We start from the raw sequence: 20,604 nt of genomic DNA, 5'->3' as shown, positions 1-20,604 counted from the left end.
CCAAGGGATTCGCATCGGTATCGGCCGAGGGGTGGGCATTGTGAGCGGCGACCCGACATTGGAGCGGATAGCCAGGGGCAACGGGCTGGCGCTGTGCGCGGCCGGCTCGTGGACGGCCCGCTTTGCCCCTGTGCTGGAACGCATGGTCGCCGACGCCGAGAAGCTCGGCGGCACCCGGCCCAACATCTCCATCGACGTCTCGCAGGTGTCGAAGCTCGACACGTTCGGCGCCTGGCTGATCGAGCGGCTGCGCCGCAGCCTGACCCATGGCGGCATCGAGGCGCAGATCGCCGGGCTCTCGGCCAATTATTCCAGCCTTGTCGACGAGGTGCGGCGGGTGAAGGCCGAGCCAATCGTCGACACCGATCGGTTGACGATCACCGGCATGCTGGAGCAGATCGGCCGCGCCGTGGCCGGCATCGGCGGCACCTTGATCGGGCTGATCGATATGCTCGGCGCGGTGCTCGCCGCGGCCGCCCGTGTCCTGATTCGTCCCCGCCACTTCCGCCTGACCTCGACCATCCATCACTTGGAGCAGGTGTGCTGGCGCGCGGTGCCGATCGTGGTGCTGATCACGTTCCTGATTGGCTGTATCATTTCGCAACAGGGCATTTTCCATTTCCGCAAATTCGGCGCCGACATCTTTGTGGTGGACATGCTGGGTGTGCTGGTGCTGCGCGAGATCGGCGTGCTGCTGGTGGCGATCATGGTAGCGGGACGCTCGGGCTCGGCCTACACCGCCGAACTCGGCTCGATGAAGATGCGGGAAGAGATCGACGCGCTGCGCACCATGGGCTTCGATCCGATCGAGGTTTTGATCTTGCCGCGGATGCTGGCGCTGGTGCTGGCATTGCCGATATTGGCGTTCCTTGGCGCGATGGCGGCGCTTTACGGCGGCGGGCTGGTGGCGTGGCTCTATGGCGGGGTCGAGCCCGAGGCTTTCCTGCTGCGGCTTCGCGACGCCATCTCGATCGACCATTTCGTCGTTGGCCTCATCAAGGCGCCGGTGATGGCGGCTGTGATCGGCATCGTCGCCTGCGTCGAGGGACTGGCGGTGCAGGGCAGCGCTGAATCGCTCGGGCAGCACACGACGTCCTCGGTGGTGAAGGGAATCTTCTTCGTGATCGTGATGGACGGCGTGTTCGCCATCTTCTTCGCGTCGATCGGAATGTGACCATGGTGGGTGAGATTTCCGACGCGATCATCCGGGTCCGCGACATCACCGTGCAGTTCGGCAAGACGCGGGTGCTCGATGGACTCAACCTCGACGTCAAGCGCGGCGAGATCTTGGGGTTTGTCGGCCCGTCGGGCGCCGGAAAATCGGTGCTGACGCGCACCATCATCGGTCTGGTGCCCAAGCTCAGTGGACGCATCGAGGTGTTCGGCGTCGATCTCGATGCAGCGAGCGCCTCCGAGCGCCGCGGCGTCGAGCGCCGCTGGGGCATCCTGTTTCAGCAAGGCGCGCTGTTTTCTTCTCTCACCGTGCGGCAGAACATCCAGTTTCCGGTGCGCGAATATCTCAACGTCTCGCAGCGGCTGCTCGACGAGATCATGGTGGCCAAGCTCGGCATGGTGGGCCTGCGGCCCGAAGTCGCCGACCGCTATCCGTCCGAACTGTCGGGCGGCATGATCAAGCGCGTGGCGCTGGCGCGCGCGCTGGCGCTCGACCCCGAGCTGGTGTTCCTGGACGAGCCGACCTCCGGGCTCGATCCGATCGGCGCCGGGGACTTCGACGAGCTGGTGCGCACCCTGCAGCGTACTTTGGGCCTGACGGTTTTCATGGTAACCCATGATCTCGACAGCCTTTATACGGCCTGCGACCGCATCGCGGTTTTAGGGAACGGTAAGATCATTGCCGCAGGATCGATTGCCGACATGCAGGCCTCGCAGCATCCCTGGCTGAGGCAATATTTCCACGGCAAGCGCGCCCGCGCTGTGATGGGCTAGGGCCCCAAAAGTGTGATCGGTTTTTCGGATCAGATCGTGCTCAAACATGAGATAAATGACGGGTCTATCGGCGACGCTGGATAGATCTGATTTCGGAGTACCTTGAATTATGGAAACGCGGGCGAATTACGTCCTGATCGGAGCCTTCACGCTGGCGGTGATCGCCGCCGCATTCGGCTTCGTGCTGTGGTTTCAGAGCCTGCACACCACCAAGCAGCGCAGCCCGATACGTATTGTATTCGAAGGCCCGGCGTCCGGGTTGCGCAACGGCGGCAGCGTCAACTTTAACGGTATTAGAATAGGGGAAGTTGTCTCGGTCAAACTCGACAACCCGCGGCGCGTGGTCGCACTGGCGATGGTCGAGAACAATGCCCCGATCCGGAAAGACACCCTCGTCGGTCTCGAATTCCAGGGGCTGACCGGCGTCGCGGCGATCTCGCTGAAGGGCGGCGAGGAAACCGCGCCTGCCGTGCCGCTCGATGAGGACGGCGTGCCGATGCTGACCGCCGACCCGAGCGCGCTACAGGATGTCACGGAGTCGATCCGCGCCACGCTGCAGAACGTCAACCGGCTTGTCGCCGACAATCAGGAATCGGTGAAGAACTCGCTGCGAAACCTCGAGACCTTTACGGCTGCGCTCGCGCGCAACTCCGAGAAGATCGACAACGTCATGCTCAGGGTCGATGGCGTCATGGGCAAGGCCGACAGTCTCATGCTCGGGCTTAACACCATCGCTGGCGGCGCCGCCGGCGGCGAACTGAATCTCATGGTCAAGTCGATCCGCGAACTGGCCGAGGATTTCGACAAGCGGTCGGGCGCGCTGATGGCCGATGGCCGCCGCACACTCTCCGACATCAGTCGCGCCGTGAACAATTTCGACCGCAACCCGACCCGGGTGATCTTCGGGGGAGGCAGCAGCAACAGCCAGGCGGCGGCGCCGCCGCCAGCGCCGGCGGCACCGGCGAGGGCACCGAGCGGGCAGAAGCGGCAGTAGGCAACGAATGGTTTGCCTCACTCTGTCACCGCCCGCGAAACTGCACTTCGCCGCGTCATTGCGAGCGAAGCGAAGCAATCCATAGCTTCCGCGCAGACGGTATGAATTGCTTCGTCGCTTTGCTTCTCGCAATGACGAAAATAGCCGCATCTTGAACGAAAAACGGAGGCATCGCTGCCTCCGTTTCCATTCGTCACGATTCGCTATTCGCTGCTTACCCCAGCCGTCCCGCTGCGTGCGCGAGCAGGGTGTAGACCAGCCCGGTCTCCGAGGTGAGGTGGCCGCGCAGCGCCTGCGGTCCGCGATCCTCGCGTGCAACTTCGTCCAAGAGCCGTTCGAACTCGGCGATATAGCGGTCGACCGTCTGCTTGAAGCTGCGGTCGGCGCGATATTTGCGGGCGACCTCATCGAACGCCTTCTGGCCGGCCGGCGTGTAGAGGCGTTTGCTGAACGCCTTGCTCTCGCCGCGCTGGTAGCGATCCCACATTTCGGCGGCGAGATTGCGATCCATCAGCCGGCCGATGTCGAGCGACAGCGACTCCAGCGGATTGGCCGGGGTCTGCGGCGAGCGGCCACGGGGAGCCTCGCGTCCCGTACCTGCGTCGGTGCGGTGGAGCAGGTCGGACAGCCATCCGTCGCCGCGTCCGGCATCCTGGCTCACCGGACTGACCGGCGGGGCTTCGGCGCGGCGCGGTGCGGGCATGCCGAGATCCGGCGGCGGTAGCGTCGATGCGCTGCCGGCGTCGCGCATCCGCACTTCGTTGCGGCCGCCGGCGGCCGCTGCCATCACGGGCTCTTCCTGGCGTTGCACGCTGGCGCGGCCGGAAGTCACGACGTCGAGACCGCGGCCATGATGCGCGACAATCCGATTGAGCTCGGCAAGCGCCTCGATCTGGTCGACGATCACCTTGCGCATCTGCGCGGTGTTGTCGGCCGCCTCCTGCGGCATCTCGAGCACGCCGCGGCGCAGCTCGTTGCGTGTCGCCTCGAGCTCCTGATGCATTTCGGCGGCCATCTGCTTCATGGACTGCACCATTGTAGCGAACTTCTCGGTCGATTGCTTGAACATCGCATCGGTTTCATGCGTGCTCTGCTGGTACAGATCGTTCATGGCGTCGAGGGTCTGCTGCCGCTCGTTTTCGGCCGCAGTGCGCACGGCTTCGAACTGGCGGCTAATCGCGGCCGATCCTGCGCCGGCGGTTTCCGCCACGACGCGCGCGATATCGCGGGCGCGTTCTTCCGCCGCGGCAAGCGATTCGTCGAGCAGGCCGGTGAAGCGCGACAGCCGCTGGTCGAGGTCGGTTGTGCGCAGGTCGATGGTGGTCACCAGCGATTCAAGCTGCGACTTGCGGTCGGCGACCGACGTCGAGGTGGAGCGGTTGGCCTGTTCGACCACGCCGGCTGCTTCGACCAGCTCCTTGCCGTGCTTTTCGAACTCGATCGACAGCGCGCCGAGATCCTCCAGCGCCTTCGTCGTCTTGGAGTTGAACACGGTCAACTGGTCTTCCAGCGTCTGGGTCGCGACGCCGTTGCGCGCGGTGACGTCGTTCATGGCGGATACGAAGTCGGCCACGCGGGTCACCAGCGCGCGTTCCAGCGAGTTGAGATTGTCGTGGGCGCCGGTGAGCACTTCCTGTAGCAGGATGTTGCCTTCACGCAGCCGCTCGAACAGCGCCACCGTGTCGGTGCGCAGGATCTTGCTGGTCTCCTGCATTTCGGTGACGGCGGCGATCGATACCTGGCGCGACTGGTCGATGGCCGAGCGCGACGCCTGTTCGAGGTCCTTCAGCGACTTGGCCACCGCGCCGGTGGCGAGGTCGCCTGCGGTGGTAATCGTGCGCGCAACTTCCGAACCGTGGGTCGACATCGATTGCGAGAACGCCTGGCCGCGTATTTCGATCGATTTCAGGGCGTCGCCGGTGACACGGTCAATGTCTGTCGTCAGTTGCGTGGTCCTGGCGCTGAGCGCCTCGACCAACGAACCGCGGCGGCTGTCGACGATCTGCGCCAGACGGTCGGTCTGCTGCTGGACATAGGTGACGATTTCGTCGGTCTTGCCGGTCATCGTCGAGCCGAAATTGCTGCTCGCGGCGAGCACCGAACGTTCGATATCGGCCGAGGTCGATTTGACCTTGGAGCTGACCTCGTTCGTTGCGGCGACCAGCACGCTCTGCGCGTTCTGCGCCGTGGTCTGGATGGTATCGGTCGTGCTGGCGGTGACGGTGCCGAGCGAACGCTCCATGTCGGCGGCGATCGCCTTGATCTGATTGGCGGCCTCTGCAGAGGTCGCAGAGAACGAGTTCTGGGCTTCGCGCGCGGTGCCGAGGATGGAGGCCGCGGTGTCGGTGCCGACGGAAGTCAGCGTACGTTCGACGTCGATCGCCAGCGACTTGACGTGGTTGGCGGCTTCCGTGGACGCCGTGATCAACGCGTTCTGGGCTTCGCGTGCGCCCGACGTGATCGATTCGGCAGTGGCATTGCCGGCCATCGAGAGCGAACGCTCCATGTCGGCGGCGAGCGCCTTGACCTGGGTCGATGCGTCGGCTGACGCGTTCATCAGGGTATTCTGGGCCTCGCGGGCGCCTGCCGTGATCGCCTCGGCGGTCGCCGTTCCGGCGATCGAGAGCGAACGCTGTACGTCGGCCGCAAGCGACTTGACCTGATTGGCGGCCTCGGTGGAGGCGGCAACCAGCGTGCTCTGCGCCTCGCGGGCACCTGCGGTGACAGCCTCGGCGGTTGCCGTGCCGGCGACCGACAGCGAACGCTCGACGTCGGCTGCAAGCGACTTGACCTGATTGGCGGCCTCGGTAGAGGCGGTGACCAACGTGCTCTGTGCTTCACGGGCACCTGCGGTAACGGCTTCGGCGGTTGCCGTGCCGGCGACCGACAGCGAGCGCTCGACGTCGATGGCGAGCGACTTGACGTGGCTTGCAGCGTCGGCGGACGCGGTCACCAGCGTGGTCTGCGCCTCGCGCGCGCCGGCGAGAACCGATGCGGCCGTGGCGTCGCCTGCGGCCGAGAGGGTGCGCTCGACGTCGGCGGCGAGAGATTTGATTTGGGCGGCAGCCTCGGAGGACGCGGACACCAGCGAGGTCTGGGCATCTTTGGCGCTGGTCAGGATCGAATTGGCCGCGCCGGTGCCCACCGCGGTGAGGGCGGCCTCGACCTCGGCCGAGGTCAGCTTGAGTTGCGCGCCGACATCGGAGGAAACCGTCAGCAGCGCCTGCTGCGCGCTGCGTGCACCGGTCTGGATGGTCTCGGAGGTATTGACCACGAGGTTGGTCAGAGAACGCTCGGCGTCCTCGACATGCGACTTGATGCCGGAGGACAGCATTTCGGCGCGCGACATCATATCTTCGCTGGCCTGGCGGCCGCTGCTTTCGATCCGGCCGGCCACAGCCTCGATGCGCGAACCGAGCAGATCCTCAAATTGCGCCACACGGGTGTCGATGTCGCTGGCGATGGCGCCGACCCTGGTCTCGACGCCGTTGGCAATGTCGCCGACGCGGGTTTCGATGCCCTGATGAATGTCCTGGAACCGCGCCTGGATGGTGTCGGTCAAATGGGCGCTGCGGCCGTCGATGGTCTCGGTGACGTTGGCAATGCGATGGTCGACCGCGGCAATCGCCTGTGCGGTGCCCTCGGTCAGCGAGGAGGTGAGCAGGGTGAGCCGCTGGTCGATCGACTGGATCGCCTGCGTCGCGCCATCGGTCAACGAGGTTGCCAGCGTGCCGAGGCGGCCGTCGATGGTTTCGGTGACGGATTTGGCGCGGGTGTCGAAGGTGGTTTCCAGCGATTTCAGGCGGCCGTCGATGGCCTCGTCGAACGACTTGATCTTGTTGTCGAGCGAAGCGTCGAGACTGTTGACCCGGGTGCCGAGCTGGGTTTCGAACTGCAGCAGCCGCTGATCGAGCGAAGCGGTGATCTCGCCGCTGTTCGAGACCAGGCGGGTGTCGAAGGTGTCGACGTAGTTCTTCAGGTTGTCTGATATCTCCTGGGTCCGCTGGCCCATGCGCTCGACGATGTCGCCGCCAAAGGTCTTGACGGTGCGATCGAATTCGGAGATGTGCCGCGTGATCAGCGCGCCCAGCGTGCCGCTGTCGCGGGCGAACTTCTCCGAAAGCTCCGAGCCCTGGTTCTTCACCAGCTCGTCGAAAGCGTTCATCTGCAGGGCGAGGCTGTCGTGCGCGTTTTCGGTCTGGCTGATCACTTTGGCGACCAGCGTGTTCACGGTCACGTCCAGCGCGTCACTGGCCTTGTCGCCGGAGGTGAGAATGCGGCTCGCGAGGCGGTTGCCGGCGTCGTCGATCTTGCTGACGAGATCACCTGAGCGCAGCTCGAGTTCGAGCAAGAGCGAATCGGAGGAATTCTTCAGGGAGTCGTGGACCTGCTCGGTGCGGTCCGAGATGCCGTCGACGATGGTCGAGGAGCGCTGCTCGAATTCGCTGGTGATGCGATCGAGGCGCTCGTTCAGCATCTCATGGACGCGATCGGCCAGATCGACGAACTCGTCATGGACGTGCCCGGTCTTGAAGTTGAGGCTGGTGGTCAGCCGCTCGGAAGCGTCGAGCACGGCACGCGTGGTCTCGGCGCTGGCTTCTTCCAGACGATCGAGCAGGTCGCCGCCGCGCTCGCCAAGCGCGAGGATCATGTTGTCGCCGGCATGGCTCAACGCGCTCGTGATGTGCTGGCCGCGCTCTTCCAGTGCGCCGGTGATGCTTTTTGCGACCTCGTCGACGCGTGAGGCGATCGCGTCCGAGATCAGCGCGATGTCGTGGCGCAAGTCGATCTGGACGCCGGAGATGGCGCTGCGAACCTGCTCGGCCTGGCCGACCAGATTGTCGCGCTGATGGGCGATGTCCTGCAGCAGCGCGCGAATGCGCACTTCGTTATCGCTATAGGCGCGCTCCAGCGCTGCGACTTCATTGGCGACCAGCGTTTCCAGCTCGCCGGCGCGCGCGATCGCGCGCTCGACGCCGTCGCCCATCGCGGCGACTTCACGGCGGATTGCCTGACCGACAGTCACCATCGAATCGGCGGCGGCCCCCTCGGGCTCGGAGAAGCGGATCGCGACCTGCGCCATCGACTGCGCGATCATCCGCATTTCCTGGCCGCGCCAGGCAAGGCTGGCGAGGAAGTAAAACAAGAGCACCGGCGCAAAGAACAACGCCGCAAGCCCGGCGAGCACCAGCACGCCGCCGCTCTGTCCGATCGCCGCCTGCAGCGAGGGCAGGAAGCTGGCGGTCAGAAGGGCGCAACCGAGCACCCAGACGCCGCCAAACACGGTGGCAAGCGTGTAGACGCTGCGGGCAGGATGGTTCTTCTGGATCGCCTGCAGAATCTGTCCGATGGTTTCGCGATCGTCGTTGGCGGCGCGACGGGGGCTGCGCGGCTCGTCAATCGAATCAAACGCCGGCCGCTCAACGCCTGCGCGCGTGTCGAACTGCGTTTCTGAATAGGGCGGCGCGGCGGTGGGCATGATCGGCTGCGTGAGTTCGCCGCCGATCGCATTTCGGCTGGGGTCGACGGTCGTATCGCTGATGTTGAGCGCTTCCTGAATGGCGGAGAGCGCGACTTCAGTGGGATCTTTGACCTTCTTGGGATTGTTCGCCATGTGCAGTCCGAGCCCTCTTAAACTTACGCATCCGGCCGCTCTGGCAAAAATGCCCCCGCAAGCTCGAAGCCGGATTCATAATCCCCCGCGGACCGCAAGCATGCCCGCCGGCAGCTTGTCCGCTACATCCGCGAACATCCTATTGGTTGAGCGATACGAATGAAATGGCCGTGATTAAGACATTCTTAATCATCGTTAACAGCTTTGTTCCTTAAGGCCCTAAGGATACACAATTTTTTGGAACCGAATCTGGGATCGGGGCGGTTTGTCGGCAAAAACAAGGCAAAGTTGCGGCGCATTCCGAGAACGTTCCGTTAACTGCTGTCGTGATTGGCTGACCAAAATGCCCTCCGGGAATCACGCGGCAGGGTGATCCGGACCTTGCCATGCCGCTTCATCTCGAACGGGTAGAATGGATGCCATCGCCACCGCTGGTTCCCGGCGACGGGCCGATTGATTTCGAACATCTCGACCGCATGACGTTCAGCGATGCTGGCCTCGAGCGGGAGGTATTGGCGATGTTCTCGGCCCAATCGGCAAGACTGCTGCACAGGCTCGCCGCCATGCCTGCCGATGCCGGCGCGCTGGCGCACACGCTCAAGGGTTCGGCCCGTGCGATCGGCGCGTTTGCGGTCGCCGACGCCGCAGCCCGGCTGGAGGCGGCAATCGCTGGCGGCTCCGACGCATCAGCGCCGCTCGCCGAACTGGACGAGGCGGTTGCGCAGGCGCGGGCGGCGATCGAAGCGGTTCTGCATCGTTCCTGAACGGAAAGCGGTCCGGATCGGCCAAAATCCCGGTAAAATGCTGCCTCAGGTTTTCGTCCCGACCGCTGGCGCTGTGCGGATCGACCCGTTATAGGACTGCCGGGACTCCTATTCCGGCAGCACGAGCGATCATGGCCAAAATCCACTTTATCGACCACACGGGCGAAAAACGAACCATTGAAGTCGAGAACGGCGCGACCGTGATGGAAGCCGCGATCCGCAACGCCATTCCAGGCATCGAAGCCGAATGCGGCGGAGCCTGCGCCTGCGCAACCTGTCACGTCTATGTCGACGAGGCCTGGCGCGAGAAGGTCGGCGCGCCGACCCCGATGGAAGAAGATATGCTGGATTTCGGCTTCGACGTGCGGCCGAACTCGCGCCTGTCGTGCCAGATCAAGGTGAGCGACGATCTCGACGGCCTCGTGGTGTCGACGCCGGAACGGCAAGCCTGAACTCCGGAAGACGTCGCCGCGAGCGTCATGTCGGCTTTGCTCCGCGGCGAATCCAGCGCTGAAAATTGGCCAGGATGTCCGGCGTCAATGGCGTTGGCTGGCGCATAGCTTCGTCAAGCAGCACCGAAACCGATTGCGCCGATGCAACGCATTTGCCTTCGGAGAAAACCACCTGATCGAAGGTGACCGAAGTTCGGCCGAACTTGACGACGCCCAGTCCCATTTCGATCGTACCAGGCCAGCGCAATTCAGCGCGGAAATGCATGTCGAGCCGGACCATGATCCAGGTGACGCCGTCCGGCATCAGCCCGTAGCTGCGGTCCTTCATCAGCGTGACGCGGCCGGTTTCGAAATAGGTCGCGTAGACTGCGTTGTTGACGTGCTGGTTGGGGTCGAGGTCGGCAAATCTCACATTGTCCGACAAGCGGTACGGAAAATCCTCCAGACGCGGGGTCGCGTCGGGACGCAAGTGGGCATTCACGGGGCAATCTCCGAAAGTCTCATTTCCTTACAGCCCACTTGTCGAGTGACGGCAAGGGGTTGCCGCGGCCAGGAGTGCGATATTTGGCTTTCCTGTTGCCGCTGCCTTGGCTAGACAGATGCGGCATTTCGCCAGGTTCAACCGAAAAGAAGCTGATATGAGCGAAGCGATCAAAACCGATGTGCTGATTATTGGCGCAGGTCCGTGCGGCCTGTTCGCCGTCTTCGAATTGGGCCTGTTGGACATGAAGGCGCATCTGGTCGACATCCTCGACAAGATCGGCGGCCAGTGTGCCGAACTCTACCCGGAGAAACCGATCTACGACATTCCCGGCATTCCCTTCGTCACCGGGCAGGGCATCACCGACGCGCTGCTGGAGCAGATCAAACCGTTCGGTCCGACCTTCCATCTCAACGAGATGGTGGAGACGATCGAAAAGATCGGCGATCCGCTGTTCCGCGTGACCACCGATGCCGGCAAGGTGTTCGAGTGCAAGGTGGTGGTGATTTCCGCGGGCGGCGGTTCGTTCCAGCCGAAGCGTCCTCCAGTGCCGGGCATCGAGGCGTATGAAGGCAGCTCGGTATTCTATGCCGTGCGCAAGATGGAGCAATTCCGCGACAAGAGCATCCTGATCGTCGGCGGCGGCGATTCCGCGCTCGACTGGACGCTCAATTTGCATCCGATCGCGAAGCGCGTGACGCTGCTGCACCGGCGCGACGATTTCCGCGCCGCGCCGCACAGCGTCGAGCAGATGCGTGCGCTGGTCGCGAGCGGCAAGATGGATCTGAAGATCGGTCAGGTGACGTCGCTCGAAGGCGATGGCGGCAAGCTGTCCGCGGCGATGATGAAGGGCAACGACAATGCGGTCTCGAAGATCGAGTGCGATACGATGCTGCCGTTCTTCGGGCTGACGATGAAGCTCGGTCCGGTTGCGAACTGGGGCGTCGCGCTCGAGAACAATCTGGTGCCGGTCGACACCGCGGCGTTCGAAACCAATGTCCCCGGCATCTTCGCGATCGGCGACATCAACACCTATCCCGGCAAGCTCAAGTTGATTCTATCCGGATTCCATGAGGGCGCGCTGATGGCGCAGAAGGCGCACCGCTACGTCTATCCGGACAAGCGGCTGGTGTTCCAGTACACCACCTCGTCGTCGAGCCTGCAGAAGAAGCTCGGGGTCAACTGATTCCCAAAAATGACAGTTGGGCTCGCGGAGCTTTGTCGGGGCGCGCGGCGATCATCGCTGGAGCCGTCCGCGAAATGGCCTTAGTCTGCGGCCATTCCTTTAGCGAACGGATCAGGTGATGACGATGCGCAAGCTGGCCGGATTTCAACTGATACTCCCGATCGTGATCGGGCTCGCGTTTGCCGGTGAACTCGCCGCGCAGCCGGCGGAACCTTCTGCTGCCGGGCTGTGGGAGAAGGTCGAGAAGGGCAAGCCGGTCGGATGGTTCCTCGTCGTCGATCGCAATGGCGCCTTCGAGGGCGTGTTCGCCAAGCTCTTTTCCGAACCTGGCGATGCTCCCAATCCGACCTGCTCGAAATGCACTGACGATCGCAAGGATGCGCCGTGGCTCGGGCTCTCCTTCATCCGGGACATGAAGCGCGACGGATTAAAATACGAGAACGGCAACGTGCTCGATCCGCGCGATGGCAAGATCTACAAGGCGAAGATGACGCTCAGTCCCGATGGGCAGACGCTGACGATGCGCGGCTATCTCGGCATCTCGCTGCTCGGCAAGGATGAGGTCTGGACGCGGCTGCCGGACACGGCGTTGGCGCAGGTCGATCCTGCTGTCATCGCAAAATATCTGCCGGCGCATGCCGCGGTCACGAAGCAGCCCGCAGGTTCGGCGAAGGCCCCCGCCGCAGCCAAGAAGACCACGGCGCCAGCACCGGTTCCTGGACCTGCGCGCTAATTCAATCCGGTTCTGCCTGGTGGACGCGGCACGTCCGGCAAAACCGGTATTGGCTGCATTGGTTGCGAGGTGACTTCAGGCACCGCCGCATCGAGCTGCAGCACGGCGGCCGCCGCCGGCACGGCGGCATCCGCCATCGCGGCGTGGCCCTCGGCGCTCGGATGCACCGCGCCGCCATAGACCGCGGACAAGACGCCCCAGGTCGCATCGTGGATATCGGATGGCTGCTGCGATGCGGGCAGGCCCTGCGGGTAGGTCATCGCCGCGAAGTAGCTGTCGTTGGCGTCGCGGATCCAGCGCGCGCGCGGCAGATAGGCGCGGTACTCGCCGGCGCTGCGGCCGCACAGCATCGGCTGGTTGGCGGCCGTGACGAGATCGGGATCGAAGCTGTCGCCGGTCGCCGAGAAACATTGCCGATCGAATTCGGGATCGCTTTCGGCGCGTGCGCAGAAGCCGTGGCTGGCAAAACTGGCTTGATGGCTGTCGACGAAGGTCATGCGGTCGGCGCGCTGATTGCGGCACAGGATGCCGCCCTCGCAGAGCGCCAGCGCTCGCAACTGCGGCAGGAATTCGCTCTCGACGAAGTTCGACACGGCGGCGAGCCGCTGCGGCTGGGCGTTGAACGAGGGATGAATGTCGAAGCCGGCGCGTCCGCCGGGGCAGGGCGCGCCGCCATTCGACAGCGTCGGATTGGCGTAGGCGGTGTAGACCACCCGCGACAGGTCGCCGCCGAGAAGCGGCTTCAGTGCCTCGCGCAGCTTGGCAAAGCCCTGCGGCAGGTCCCGCGTCATCGCACTGCGTGCGTCGTCCACCGAGGCCATCACGCCGCTGCGCCGAAACAGCGCGCGTTCGGTCGTCGTGTCCACGATGACGTCAGCGACAAGGCCGGAAAAGTAGATGTCGTTGGCGCCGATCGACAGCAGCACCAGGTCGAGCTGGCGGTCCGACTGGCGGCGTTTCGCGGCGGCGACGGCCTCACGCAGTTCGGCCAGTTGCCCGTTGACGGTGCCCTGGCACGCACCGCCCGATTTCGACGGCAAGCAGTCGCGGGCGCGCTGCGAGCCGAACAGCCCGTCGGCAATGGTGGCGCCCGTGCAGGCCAGCGGCAGATAGGTTACCGCGATGTGCGGATATCGCACGGCAAGGGCCAGCGCGGTCCGGGTCTGATAGCTGTAGAGCGAACGGTGGCAGGCAGGGTTGAACCAGAGCGCGCTCTGCCGCTGCCAGACCGCCAGCAAATCGGGCGCCTCGCACGCGCGCCCGCCCTTATAGCCCGCGCGGCTCGGCCGGTAATATTGCGATGCCGCTGTTCCGAGATAGGAGCGGAAGCAGAAGCCTTCATCGGCGAGCGCAATTGGGCGGTCCGGATTTCCCTCGCCGGACGCGACGCTGTCGCCGAGACCCGCTATGAAGATGTCGCGCACCGCGATCTCGGTGAAAGCGCGCTGACTGCCCTCCGAGCTGGATACGTCGGCGGTCACGACTGTGGTGCGGCCGTAGCGGACCCGGAGATTGACCGGTTCGGCGCAGTCGAAAGCGGAAGTTTGCGGGCCGTCACCGTCGTCGACCGTCCAGGCGCAGGTGGCGCCGACCGGCACCGGGCCCGTCAGGCGGATCACGACCGGATGATCGATCGGCGTCAGATAGCTTTCTTTGGTGTTGTCGCGCGTGCAGGGCTCGCTGACGCGGCCCGCAAGATCGATACAGAGCCGGTTCACGGTGTTGCGCGCCCAGCCGCGGCCGTCGCTCTGGATCGCCAGCACCTGCTCCGAAGCCAGCACGCTGCGACCGCGTCCGCTTTCGGCATGCAGCAGGAAATCCCGCTCCTCGCGGAACAGGCGGAAGCGGTTACGCACCTCCCAGGAAATCTGCAGCGGCCCGTGGCCGCCGACGGTCTGGGCTTCCGCAGCGGACGTGATTATTCCAATCAGCACGCCGGCAAGCAGCGCGGCCGACATCATCGAACGTAGGAAAATTCCAGCCATGGCGTCGTTTGACGTTAGTGGTAAGGCAGAAATAAGAGAATGGGGCAGCTCCGGCCCAAAACACCAGACGGCGCAGATAACGACGCCGTTACCAGCTTCAGGGTTGCCGGCCGTTGATCGGGTGCCGCACCCTGGCCTTGGCCGTACAGGCTTCGCTGAGCCGGCGCCGTTCCTGCCAGGGCTGCACCACGCTGAGCCAGACTTCGCGCGTTCCCATGATCGAAATCGAGATGCCGAAGGGGATCAGGAAGTAGAGGATCCGGAACACCACCAGCGTCGCCAGCAATTCTTCCCTGCCGAACTGCGGCAGCGCCACCAGCATCGCCGCGTCGAACACGCCGATGCTGCCGGGCGCATGGCTGGCAAACCCGAGCAGCGTCGCCAGGATGAATACCACCGCCAGCGAAACGAAATCGATGTGCGGCGCCATCGGCATCAACAGATACATCGCCAGCGCGCAGAAGCCGAGATCGACGACGCCGATGAGAACTTGCAGCAGCGTCAGCCGGGCGGAGCGGCAACACGACCTTCCAGCCGTTCTGGCCGAGCTCGCGGCGGCCCTCACCCATCAATAGCCAGACGAAATAGGCGGCGATGCCGGCAAGGCAGCCGATCGCGATCAAGCGGTTCATGGCCGGCGGTAGCAGGTCCATCGCCGACGCCGCCTCGGGATGCCAGGCCATGCCCAGGCCGAGCACGAACAGATTGCCGAGCCAGAAGGTGAGGCCCGAGAGGAAGCAGATTTTTGCGACATCGATTGCCGTCAGGCCGTAGTCGGAATAGATCCGGAACCTGATCGCGCCCCCGGTAAACACGGTGGCGCCGATATTGTGGCCAATGGTGTAGCTCGTGAAGCTCGACAGCGCGGCGATGCGATAGGGCACGTGCGTCTTGCCAATGGTTCGCAAGGCAAAGAAATCATAGAAGGTCAGCGTGCAAAACGCCCCCACCACGCAGAGCGCTGCCAGCGCGATGCGATGCGGTGCGATTTCGGTCAGCGCAGTTAGAATGACCCCGGTGTCGACGCCCTTGAGGGTGCGCACCAGATGGGTGATCGCAAGAGCTATGATGAGAAGACTCGCGACAATTCCCAGCCGTTTCCAGCCGATCTTCTCCTTGAAGCCACGCCTGAGCGCGGTCAGCAGCCGATGCATTCATCCTCCCGGCGGGGCGGCAATACGTAAAGATGGGGCCTGTCACGACGGGTGACAGTCGACGGTCAGAGGCACCGTGCGCGAAACCCATAAGCCAAAACCGGGCCGTTGTGCAGCCCTTGACAAGCATGCCTTTTGGCGTCGTTCGCCGCCTTTGTCATACGCCATACATATGTCGCGGCGTTAACGAATTTGAGTCGCAACGAGGTCCGTTCCCGCGGGTGCTTTTTGCTGCGCCGTTCCGTTCGTTCCATCGCGGCGCTTTCGCGGCTTTCAGGAACGTCCTTCTCGCAACCAAGTTAGCCTTTAACAGCACCGAATATGAAGCGCGCCCGGCCAGCACGGGGCCTGCGCCGTGCGTGTTCCCAAATGGAGGAGAACCGCAATGGGACTGTTCACCAAAGACATCAAGACGATGAATGACCTGTTCATCCATCAATTGCAGGATATCTACTATGCCGAGAAGCAACTCGTGAAAGCACTGCCAAAAATGGCCGAAAAGGCCACTGACAAGCAGCTCAAGCAGGGCTTCCTGAGCCATCTCGACGAAACCAAGACGCATGTGCAGCGCCTCGAAGAGATATTCCGCATGCACGGCGCCGAGGTGAAGGCGGCCGATTGCCCGGCGATCGACGGCATCATCGAGGAAGCCGACGATGTCGCGGGCGACATCGCTGATAAGGCCGTATTGGACGCGGCCCTGATCAACGCCGCCCAGGCTGCCGAGCACTATGAAATCACCCGTTACGGCAGCCTGGTCGCGTGGGCACGGCAACTCGGCCGCAACGATTGCGCCAGCATCCTGCAGAAGACGCTCGACGAGGAAAAGACGGTCGACAAGAAGCTGACATCGCTGGCGGAAGGCAAGGTTAACCTGCGAGCCGCAAGCTGATCCATCGCGCCATTGAGGCAAAACGCCGCGCGGGAACGTAGCTCGCGCGGCGTTTCCGCGCCGGCATGCCTGGCATGCCAAAAAGCGTTTGTTCACCATCCGCGCAACTGCGCCGCGGCGGTTACGCCAAATATACCAATAGGGGTGCTGTTACAGGCCTTCGGGGGTCTGTATGTACCGCGTCCTAACTTGCCTCACTTCCGAGCATGACTGGCGCCTGGTCGTGCTCGCCGGTGTCATTTGCTGGCTCGCCAGTGCAGTCGCCATCAGCCTGTTTCATCGTGCCAGGGCCTCGCGCGGCCGTACGCGTGCGATCTGGATCGGCCTCGACGCAGCGGTCGGCGGCTGCGGAATCTGGGCTACCCATTTCGTCGCGATGCTGGCCTACGATCCCGGCGCCGGAGCCGGATACAGCATTCCGGTTACGCTGTTGTCGCTGGTCTTCGCGGTAGGCATCGTCGCCGTCGGTCTGTGCATTGCGCTGTCGAGCGCACGGTGGCCGGTGGTTGCGATTGGTGGTGCCGTGATTGGCGCGGGCGTCGCAGCGATGCATTATACCGGCATGGCCGCACTCGAGCTTCCGGCGTTCATTGTGTGGTCGCCCGGCATCGTTGTGGCCTCGATCGTGCTTGGCAGCGTGTTTGCGGCCATGGCGCTTCTTGTTGCCGTGCGTCGCGATCATCCCGCCTATACCATGGGCGCCACCGGGCTGCTGACGGTTGCCATCGTTTCGCATCATTTCACGGCGATGGGCGCCGTCACGCTGATTCCCGACCCGACGCTCGGGACCGACGGGCTGTCGATTTCACCGACCGCGCTTTCCTTCCTGACAGCGGTGGCGGCGTTCGCCATCCTCGGGCTATCGCTGCTGGCGGCCATGATCGATCGCCGCGCAAAGGGCGAGCTGCATCAGCAGAAAGTGCTGCTCGATACCGCACTCGACAACATGTCGCAGGGACTTTGCATGTTCGATGCGGACGGCCGTATTCTGCTGTTCAACCAACGCTACGTCGAGCTGATGGACCGGTCCGGCATGCCGCTGCAAGGCCGGTTGCTGATCGACGTTCTGCGCGAACTGAAATCGGTCGGCGAATGGGACGGCGATCCCGATGAATTCTTCGCTGCGGTGGTAGCGGATGCCAAGGCCGGCAACACCGTGACCAAGTTGATCGGCCGCAACGGGCGTTCGCTCCGCGTCGTCGACCAGCCGATGAAGGGCGGCGGATGGGTCGCGACGTTCGAGGACATCACCGAATGGCAGGCTGCCCAGGAACAGATTTCCCACATGGCGCGCCATGACGCGCTGACCAATCTGCCGAACCGGACGTTGTTCCGCGAGCAACTCGAGAAGGCGTTGCGGCTCGCCAAACGCAGCGATCAGCTTGCGGTGCTCTGTCTCGACCTCGACCACTTCAAGGATATCAATGATTCGCTCGGCCATCCGGTCGGCGATGCGCTCTTGAAGGAAGTCGCCCGCCGTCTCGGCGAATGCATCACCGAGAATGACACGGTGGCGAGGCTGGGTGGGGACGAATTCGTAATCGTACAGTTCTGCAACGATTGCGACCCGTCGGCCGTTTCCTTGCTCGCCAGCCACGTGGTCGAGAAGGTTTCGGCGCCCTACGAGATTGCCGGCCACCAGCTCGTCATTGGGGTCAGCATCGGCATTTCGCTGGCGCCGGAAGACGGCAAGAACCCCGACGAGCTTCTCAAGAAGGCCGACCTCGCGCTCTATCGCGCCAAGGAGGACGGCCGCGGCACCTACCGCTTCTTCGAGACCGGGATGGACGCGCGTGCGCAGGCAAGGCGACTCCTGGAGCTCGACTTGCGCGCCGCGCTGCAGCGCGGAGAATTCGAAGTCTATTACCAGCCGATCCGCGACGTCGCGAAAGATGTCGTCGTCGGTTTCGAAGCGCTGGTGCGGTGGAGTCATTCGCTCCGCGGCATGATCTCTCCGGCCAACTTCATTCCGCTGGCGGAGGAAACCGGCCTGATCGTGCCGATCGGCGACTGGGTGTTGCGCCGAGCCTGCCTCGACGCGGCCCAGTGGTCGCAGGATGTCGGTGTCGCCGTCAATCTGTCGCCGGTGCAGTTCAAGAATCCCAATCTGGTATCGACGGTGACGGAGGCGTTGAAAACCTCGGGTCTTCCGGCGCACCGGCTCGAGCTCGAGATCACCGAATCGGTGCTGCTGCAGAGCAGCGAGGCCACGCTGTCGGCTCTGCACGAGCTTCGCGCCCTTGGCGTCCGGATTTCGCTCGACGACTTCGGAACCGGATATTCGTCCCTCAGTTACCTGCGCAGCTTCCCGTTCGACAAGATCAAGATCGATCGCTCGTTCATCACCGAACTGGCGACACGCGATGATTCGATGGCGATCGTCCGCGCCGTGACCGGCCTCGGCAAGAGCCTGGGTATCATCACCACGGCTGAAGGCGTCGAGACCGACGCGCAGTTCGACCTCTTGCGCCAGGAGGGCTGCACGCAGGCGCAAGGCTATCTGTTCAGCCCGCCGCGTCCCGCTGCCGAGGTGGAAACGATGCTGTCGAAGCCACGGGCGCGGGTCGTCGCTTAGTTTCTCTCTTTAAGCCTTGCGCAACGCGAAATGCGCGCCGCAGAATGCCATCACGGCGCCGAGGCATAAGGCCGCAAGGCCGGCGAGCACGCCCGACACGGTCGGGACCGGGCTCGGCGACGAGGCGGCCTGTCCGGCGCCGGCAAGGATCAGCACGCCGACCGCGATCAGGAACTGTCGCATCCGCTGCGGAATTTGGCCCGAGGCCGCGCTGTGCATCAGGTTGGCGGTAAAATAGCCGCCGGAAAAGCCCACTGTCGCGATCAGCCACCACGCGATTGCCGCGCCCGCGGGCATGAATTCGCTTGTGTTTGTTCGCCACAGGCCGCCGAGATCGAGCCCGTAACGTGCGCCCAACATGTGCACGGCCAGCGCCAGCAGCACTCCGGAAACAATCGCGCCGGCCAGGATCAGGCGACGCGGAAAATAAGTCGTATCGGCCATGGCCCGCTTGTAAGGTAAAGCCAGCTCGCCGCGCAAGCAGGCCGCATTCAACTCACAACGGGATTTTTGGATTGTCCACCGCACGACCGGAACAGACAGCGACAGCAGGCGAGAGCACGCTCGGGACCCGCTACACCTACAAGGCATCGCTGATCGGATCAGCGCATGAATTTGAACTGACGGAACAAGGCCTGTCGTGGGAGGCGAGGGGAAAATCCGGGATGTGGCCCTATGCCGACATCGCCGCCGTGCGCCTGTCCTATCGACCGATGTCGATGCAGTCGCGCCGCTTCCGCGCCGATATCGAGCACAAGAGCGGCCAGAGCATTTCGGCTTTTTCGACGACTTGGCAGACGGTTGCGCTGATGGCGCCGCAGGACCGCGACTACCGCGCCTTCATTGAGCTGTTGCACGCGCGCCTGAAGGCCGCAGGCGGCAGGGTCGCGTTGGTCGGCGGCATCGGGCCGATGACCTATGCCGGCGGCTGTCTGCTGCTGGCGCTGGTTGCGATCGCGATCGCAGGATTGCTCGCGCGCGCAGTCGCTACGGGTGAATTCGCCGGCGCCTTGTTCCTGGTCGGGTTCGCCGCCCTGTTCGGATGGCAGATGGGCGGCTTCATCCGGCGCAACAAGCCGCGGCTCTACACGTTCGAAGAGCTGCCCGAGACGTTGCTGCCGGCGGCGCCTCGCAATCCGGCGAAATGAAATGTGACTTCGCCGGACGCATGACGCGCGGCATCATGATCGGACCGTTTTCGCTATCAGACGAACTGCCGTGACAGGTCGAAACAGGCGATCGCCAACCGAGGCCGAAATTGCCGCGATCAACACGCGGCATCTGATCGAGACGCCGTTACGGCCGGCCGATCTGCTGTTCGTATTCGGAACGCGCGAGGATGTCGAGGAGCGCGTCGATGAAGCCTGCAGGCTTTGGCGCGACGGATATTTTCGCTGGGCGATCGTGAGCGGCGGCGTGACGCCGGGATCGGATCTGTCGGAATGCGAGGTCATTGCAGGCGCCATGATCGCGCGGGGCGTTCCGGCCGACATCATCCTGAGAGAGGACCGCGCGATGAACACCGGCGAAAACGTGATCCTTTCGCTGCCGGTTATCGACGCTGCGCTCGGCCTTGCCAACATCCGAAGCGTGATCTGCCTCGGCAATACCTGGACCGCGCGCCGCTATCCGATGACGCTGCACCGGCACTGGCCGGAAGTGGAGAAGATGCTGGTCATGGTCGACAGTTTCAAGACGCCGCGGGCGCTCTGGCACACCGACGTCGAATTCAGCAGCCGCATGCTCCACGAATGGGACAAGATCGAGCCGTACAAGGCGAGGGGCTTTATCGCGGAGTGGCCGGCAAGCCGGGCAGGCGACCGATAG

Annotated in this window: 15 protein-coding genes and 1 pseudogene; 11 read left to right on the top strand and 5 right to left on the bottom strand. The window is 63.8% G+C overall.

Annotated elements, in window-relative coordinates:
* Positions 1-40 precede the first annotated feature (40 nt).
* The 3 genes from V1277_RS03705 to V1277_RS03695 all read left to right on the top strand — a co-directional run bounded on the left by V1277_RS03705 (position 41) and on the right by V1277_RS03695 (position 2,941).
* A complete protein-coding gene (locus V1277_RS03705; protein WP_334415040.1) occupies positions 41-1,174 on the top strand; it encodes an MlaE family ABC transporter permease in 1,134 nt (377 codons plus the stop codon).
* A gap of 2 nt (positions 1,175-1,176) precedes the next feature.
* The gene (locus V1277_RS03700; protein ID WP_065749298.1) at positions 1,177-1,947 is read left to right on the top strand and encodes an ABC transporter ATP-binding protein; all 771 of its coding nucleotides are present in this window, start codon (positions 1,177-1,179) and stop codon (positions 1,945-1,947) included.
* Between the two features lie 109 nt (positions 1,948-2,056).
* Positions 2,057-2,941, top strand: coding sequence for an MlaD family protein (locus V1277_RS03695; protein WP_334415039.1), 885 nt, complete (start codon positions 2,057-2,059; stop codon positions 2,939-2,941).
* Positions 2,942-3,155: 214 nt separating this feature from the next.
* Here the strand turns inward: V1277_RS03695 and V1277_RS03690 are convergent, their stop codons facing one another.
* A complete protein-coding gene (locus V1277_RS03690; RefSeq protein ID WP_334415038.1) occupies positions 3,156-8,555 on the bottom strand; it encodes a hypothetical protein in 5,400 nt (1,799 codons plus the stop codon).
* Between the two features lie 386 nt (positions 8,556-8,941).
* Here V1277_RS03690 and V1277_RS03685 point away from each other — a divergent pair, with 386 nt between their 5' ends.
* Positions 8,942-9,319 (top strand): Hpt domain-containing protein, encoded by a 378-nt coding sequence (locus V1277_RS03685; protein WP_334415037.1) that lies wholly within the window; start codon positions 8,942-8,944, stop codon positions 9,317-9,319.
* 131 nt (positions 9,320-9,450) lie between these two features.
* Entirely contained in the window at positions 9,451-9,771 is a 321-nt protein-coding gene (locus V1277_RS03680; RefSeq protein ID WP_028348595.1) for a 2Fe-2S iron-sulfur cluster-binding protein, read from the top strand.
* A 25-nt stretch (positions 9,772-9,796) separates the two neighbouring features.
* On the opposite strand, the gene V1277_RS03675 is transcribed toward V1277_RS03680, so the two are convergent.
* The gene (locus V1277_RS03675; RefSeq protein ID WP_334415036.1) at positions 9,797-10,252 is read right to left on the bottom strand and encodes an acyl-CoA thioesterase; all 456 of its coding nucleotides are present in this window, start codon (positions 10,250-10,252) and stop codon (positions 9,797-9,799) included.
* A gap of 157 nt (positions 10,253-10,409) precedes the next feature.
* Here V1277_RS03675 and V1277_RS03670 point away from each other — a divergent pair, with 157 nt between their 5' ends.
* On the top strand, positions 10,410-11,438 hold the full coding sequence (locus V1277_RS03670) for an NAD(P)/FAD-dependent oxidoreductase (RefSeq protein ID WP_334374210.1): 1,029 nt from the start codon (positions 10,410-10,412) through the stop codon (positions 11,436-11,438).
* A gap of 124 nt (positions 11,439-11,562) precedes the next feature.
* Positions 11,563-12,171: a DUF2147 domain-containing protein gene (locus V1277_RS03665; RefSeq protein WP_334420270.1), complete on the top strand. Its 609-nt coding sequence runs from the start codon at positions 11,563-11,565 to the stop codon at positions 12,169-12,171.
* Here V1277_RS03665 and V1277_RS03660 read toward each other — a convergent pair.
* A complete protein-coding gene (locus tag V1277_RS03660; RefSeq protein ID WP_334415035.1) occupies positions 12,168-14,156 on the bottom strand; it encodes a hypothetical protein in 1,989 nt (662 codons plus the stop codon). The two genes, V1277_RS03665 and V1277_RS03660, sit on opposite strands and share 4 nt — an antisense overlap.
* A 97-nt stretch (positions 14,157-14,253) precedes the next feature.
* A pseudogene (locus V1277_RS03655) lies at positions 14,254-15,310 on the bottom strand (lysylphosphatidylglycerol synthase transmembrane domain-containing protein).
* Between the two features lie 385 nt (positions 15,311-15,695).
* On the opposite strand from V1277_RS03655, the gene V1277_RS03650 reads away from it, so the two are divergent.
* Both V1277_RS03650 and V1277_RS03645 read left to right on the top strand, forming a co-directional pair.
* On the top strand, positions 15,696-16,202 hold the full coding sequence (locus tag V1277_RS03650) for a YciE/YciF ferroxidase family protein (protein ID WP_334374213.1): 507 nt from the start codon (positions 15,696-15,698) through the stop codon (positions 16,200-16,202).
* 172 nt (positions 16,203-16,374) lie between these two features.
* Positions 16,375-18,777, top strand: a complete 2,403-nt coding sequence (locus V1277_RS03645) for an EAL domain-containing protein (protein ID WP_334415034.1) — start codon at positions 16,375-16,377, stop codon at positions 18,775-18,777.
* A gap of 9 nt (positions 18,778-18,786) precedes the next feature.
* On the opposite strand, the gene V1277_RS03640 is transcribed toward V1277_RS03645, so the two are convergent.
* Complete coding sequence (locus V1277_RS03640) at positions 18,787-19,221, bottom strand: hypothetical protein (RefSeq protein ID WP_334415033.1); 435 nt, start codon at positions 19,219-19,221, stop codon at positions 18,787-18,789.
* Positions 19,222-19,292: 71 nt separating this feature from the next.
* On the opposite strand from V1277_RS03640, the gene V1277_RS03635 reads away from it, so the two are divergent.
* Entirely contained in the window at positions 19,293-19,925 is a 633-nt protein-coding gene (locus V1277_RS03635; protein WP_334415032.1) for a hypothetical protein, read from the top strand.
* A gap of 70 nt (positions 19,926-19,995) precedes the next feature.
* Positions 19,996-20,604, top strand: coding sequence for a YdcF family protein (locus tag V1277_RS03630; protein WP_334415031.1), 609 nt, complete (start codon positions 19,996-19,998; stop codon positions 20,602-20,604).

Origin of the sequence: Bradyrhizobium sp. AZCC 1588 (assembly GCF_036924735.1) — a bacterium.
Lineage (GTDB): Bacteria > Pseudomonadota > Alphaproteobacteria > Rhizobiales > Xanthobacteraceae > Bradyrhizobium.
This window is presented reverse-complemented; position numbering and strand designations above follow the sequence as displayed.

What these genes read in the sequence shown, in the direction of transcription:
- V1277_RS03700 (WP_065749298.1), top strand. Translation starts at nt 1,177, where the DNA reads ATGGTGGGTGAGATTTCCGACGCGATCATCCGGGTCCGCGACATCACC.
- V1277_RS03695 (WP_334415039.1), top strand. Translation starts at nt 2,057, where the DNA reads ATGGAAACGCGGGCGAATTACGTCCTGATCGGAGCCTTCACGCTGGCG.
- V1277_RS03690 (WP_334415038.1), bottom strand. Translation starts at nt 8,555, where the DNA reads ATGGCGAACAATCCCAAGAAGGTCAAAGATCCCACTGAAGTCGCGCTC.
- V1277_RS03685 (WP_334415037.1), top strand. Translation starts at nt 8,942, where the DNA reads ATGCCGCTTCATCTCGAACGGGTAGAATGGATGCCATCGCCACCGCTG.
- V1277_RS03680 (WP_028348595.1), top strand. Translation starts at nt 9,451, where the DNA reads ATGGCCAAAATCCACTTTATCGACCACACGGGCGAAAAACGAACCATT.
- V1277_RS03670 (WP_334374210.1), top strand. Translation starts at nt 10,410, where the DNA reads ATGAGCGAAGCGATCAAAACCGATGTGCTGATTATTGGCGCAGGTCCG.
- V1277_RS03665 (WP_334420270.1), top strand. Translation starts at nt 11,563, where the DNA reads ATGCGCAAGCTGGCCGGATTTCAACTGATACTCCCGATCGTGATCGGG.
- V1277_RS03660 (WP_334415035.1), bottom strand. Translation starts at nt 14,156, where the DNA reads ATGGCTGGAATTTTCCTACGTTCGATGATGTCGGCCGCGCTGCTTGCC.
- V1277_RS03650 (WP_334374213.1), top strand. Translation starts at nt 15,696, where the DNA reads ATGGGACTGTTCACCAAAGACATCAAGACGATGAATGACCTGTTCATC.
- V1277_RS03645 (WP_334415034.1), top strand. Translation starts at nt 16,375, where the DNA reads ATGTACCGCGTCCTAACTTGCCTCACTTCCGAGCATGACTGGCGCCTG.
- V1277_RS03640 (WP_334415033.1), bottom strand. Translation starts at nt 19,221, where the DNA reads ATGGCCGATACGACTTATTTTCCGCGTCGCCTGATCCTGGCCGGCGCG.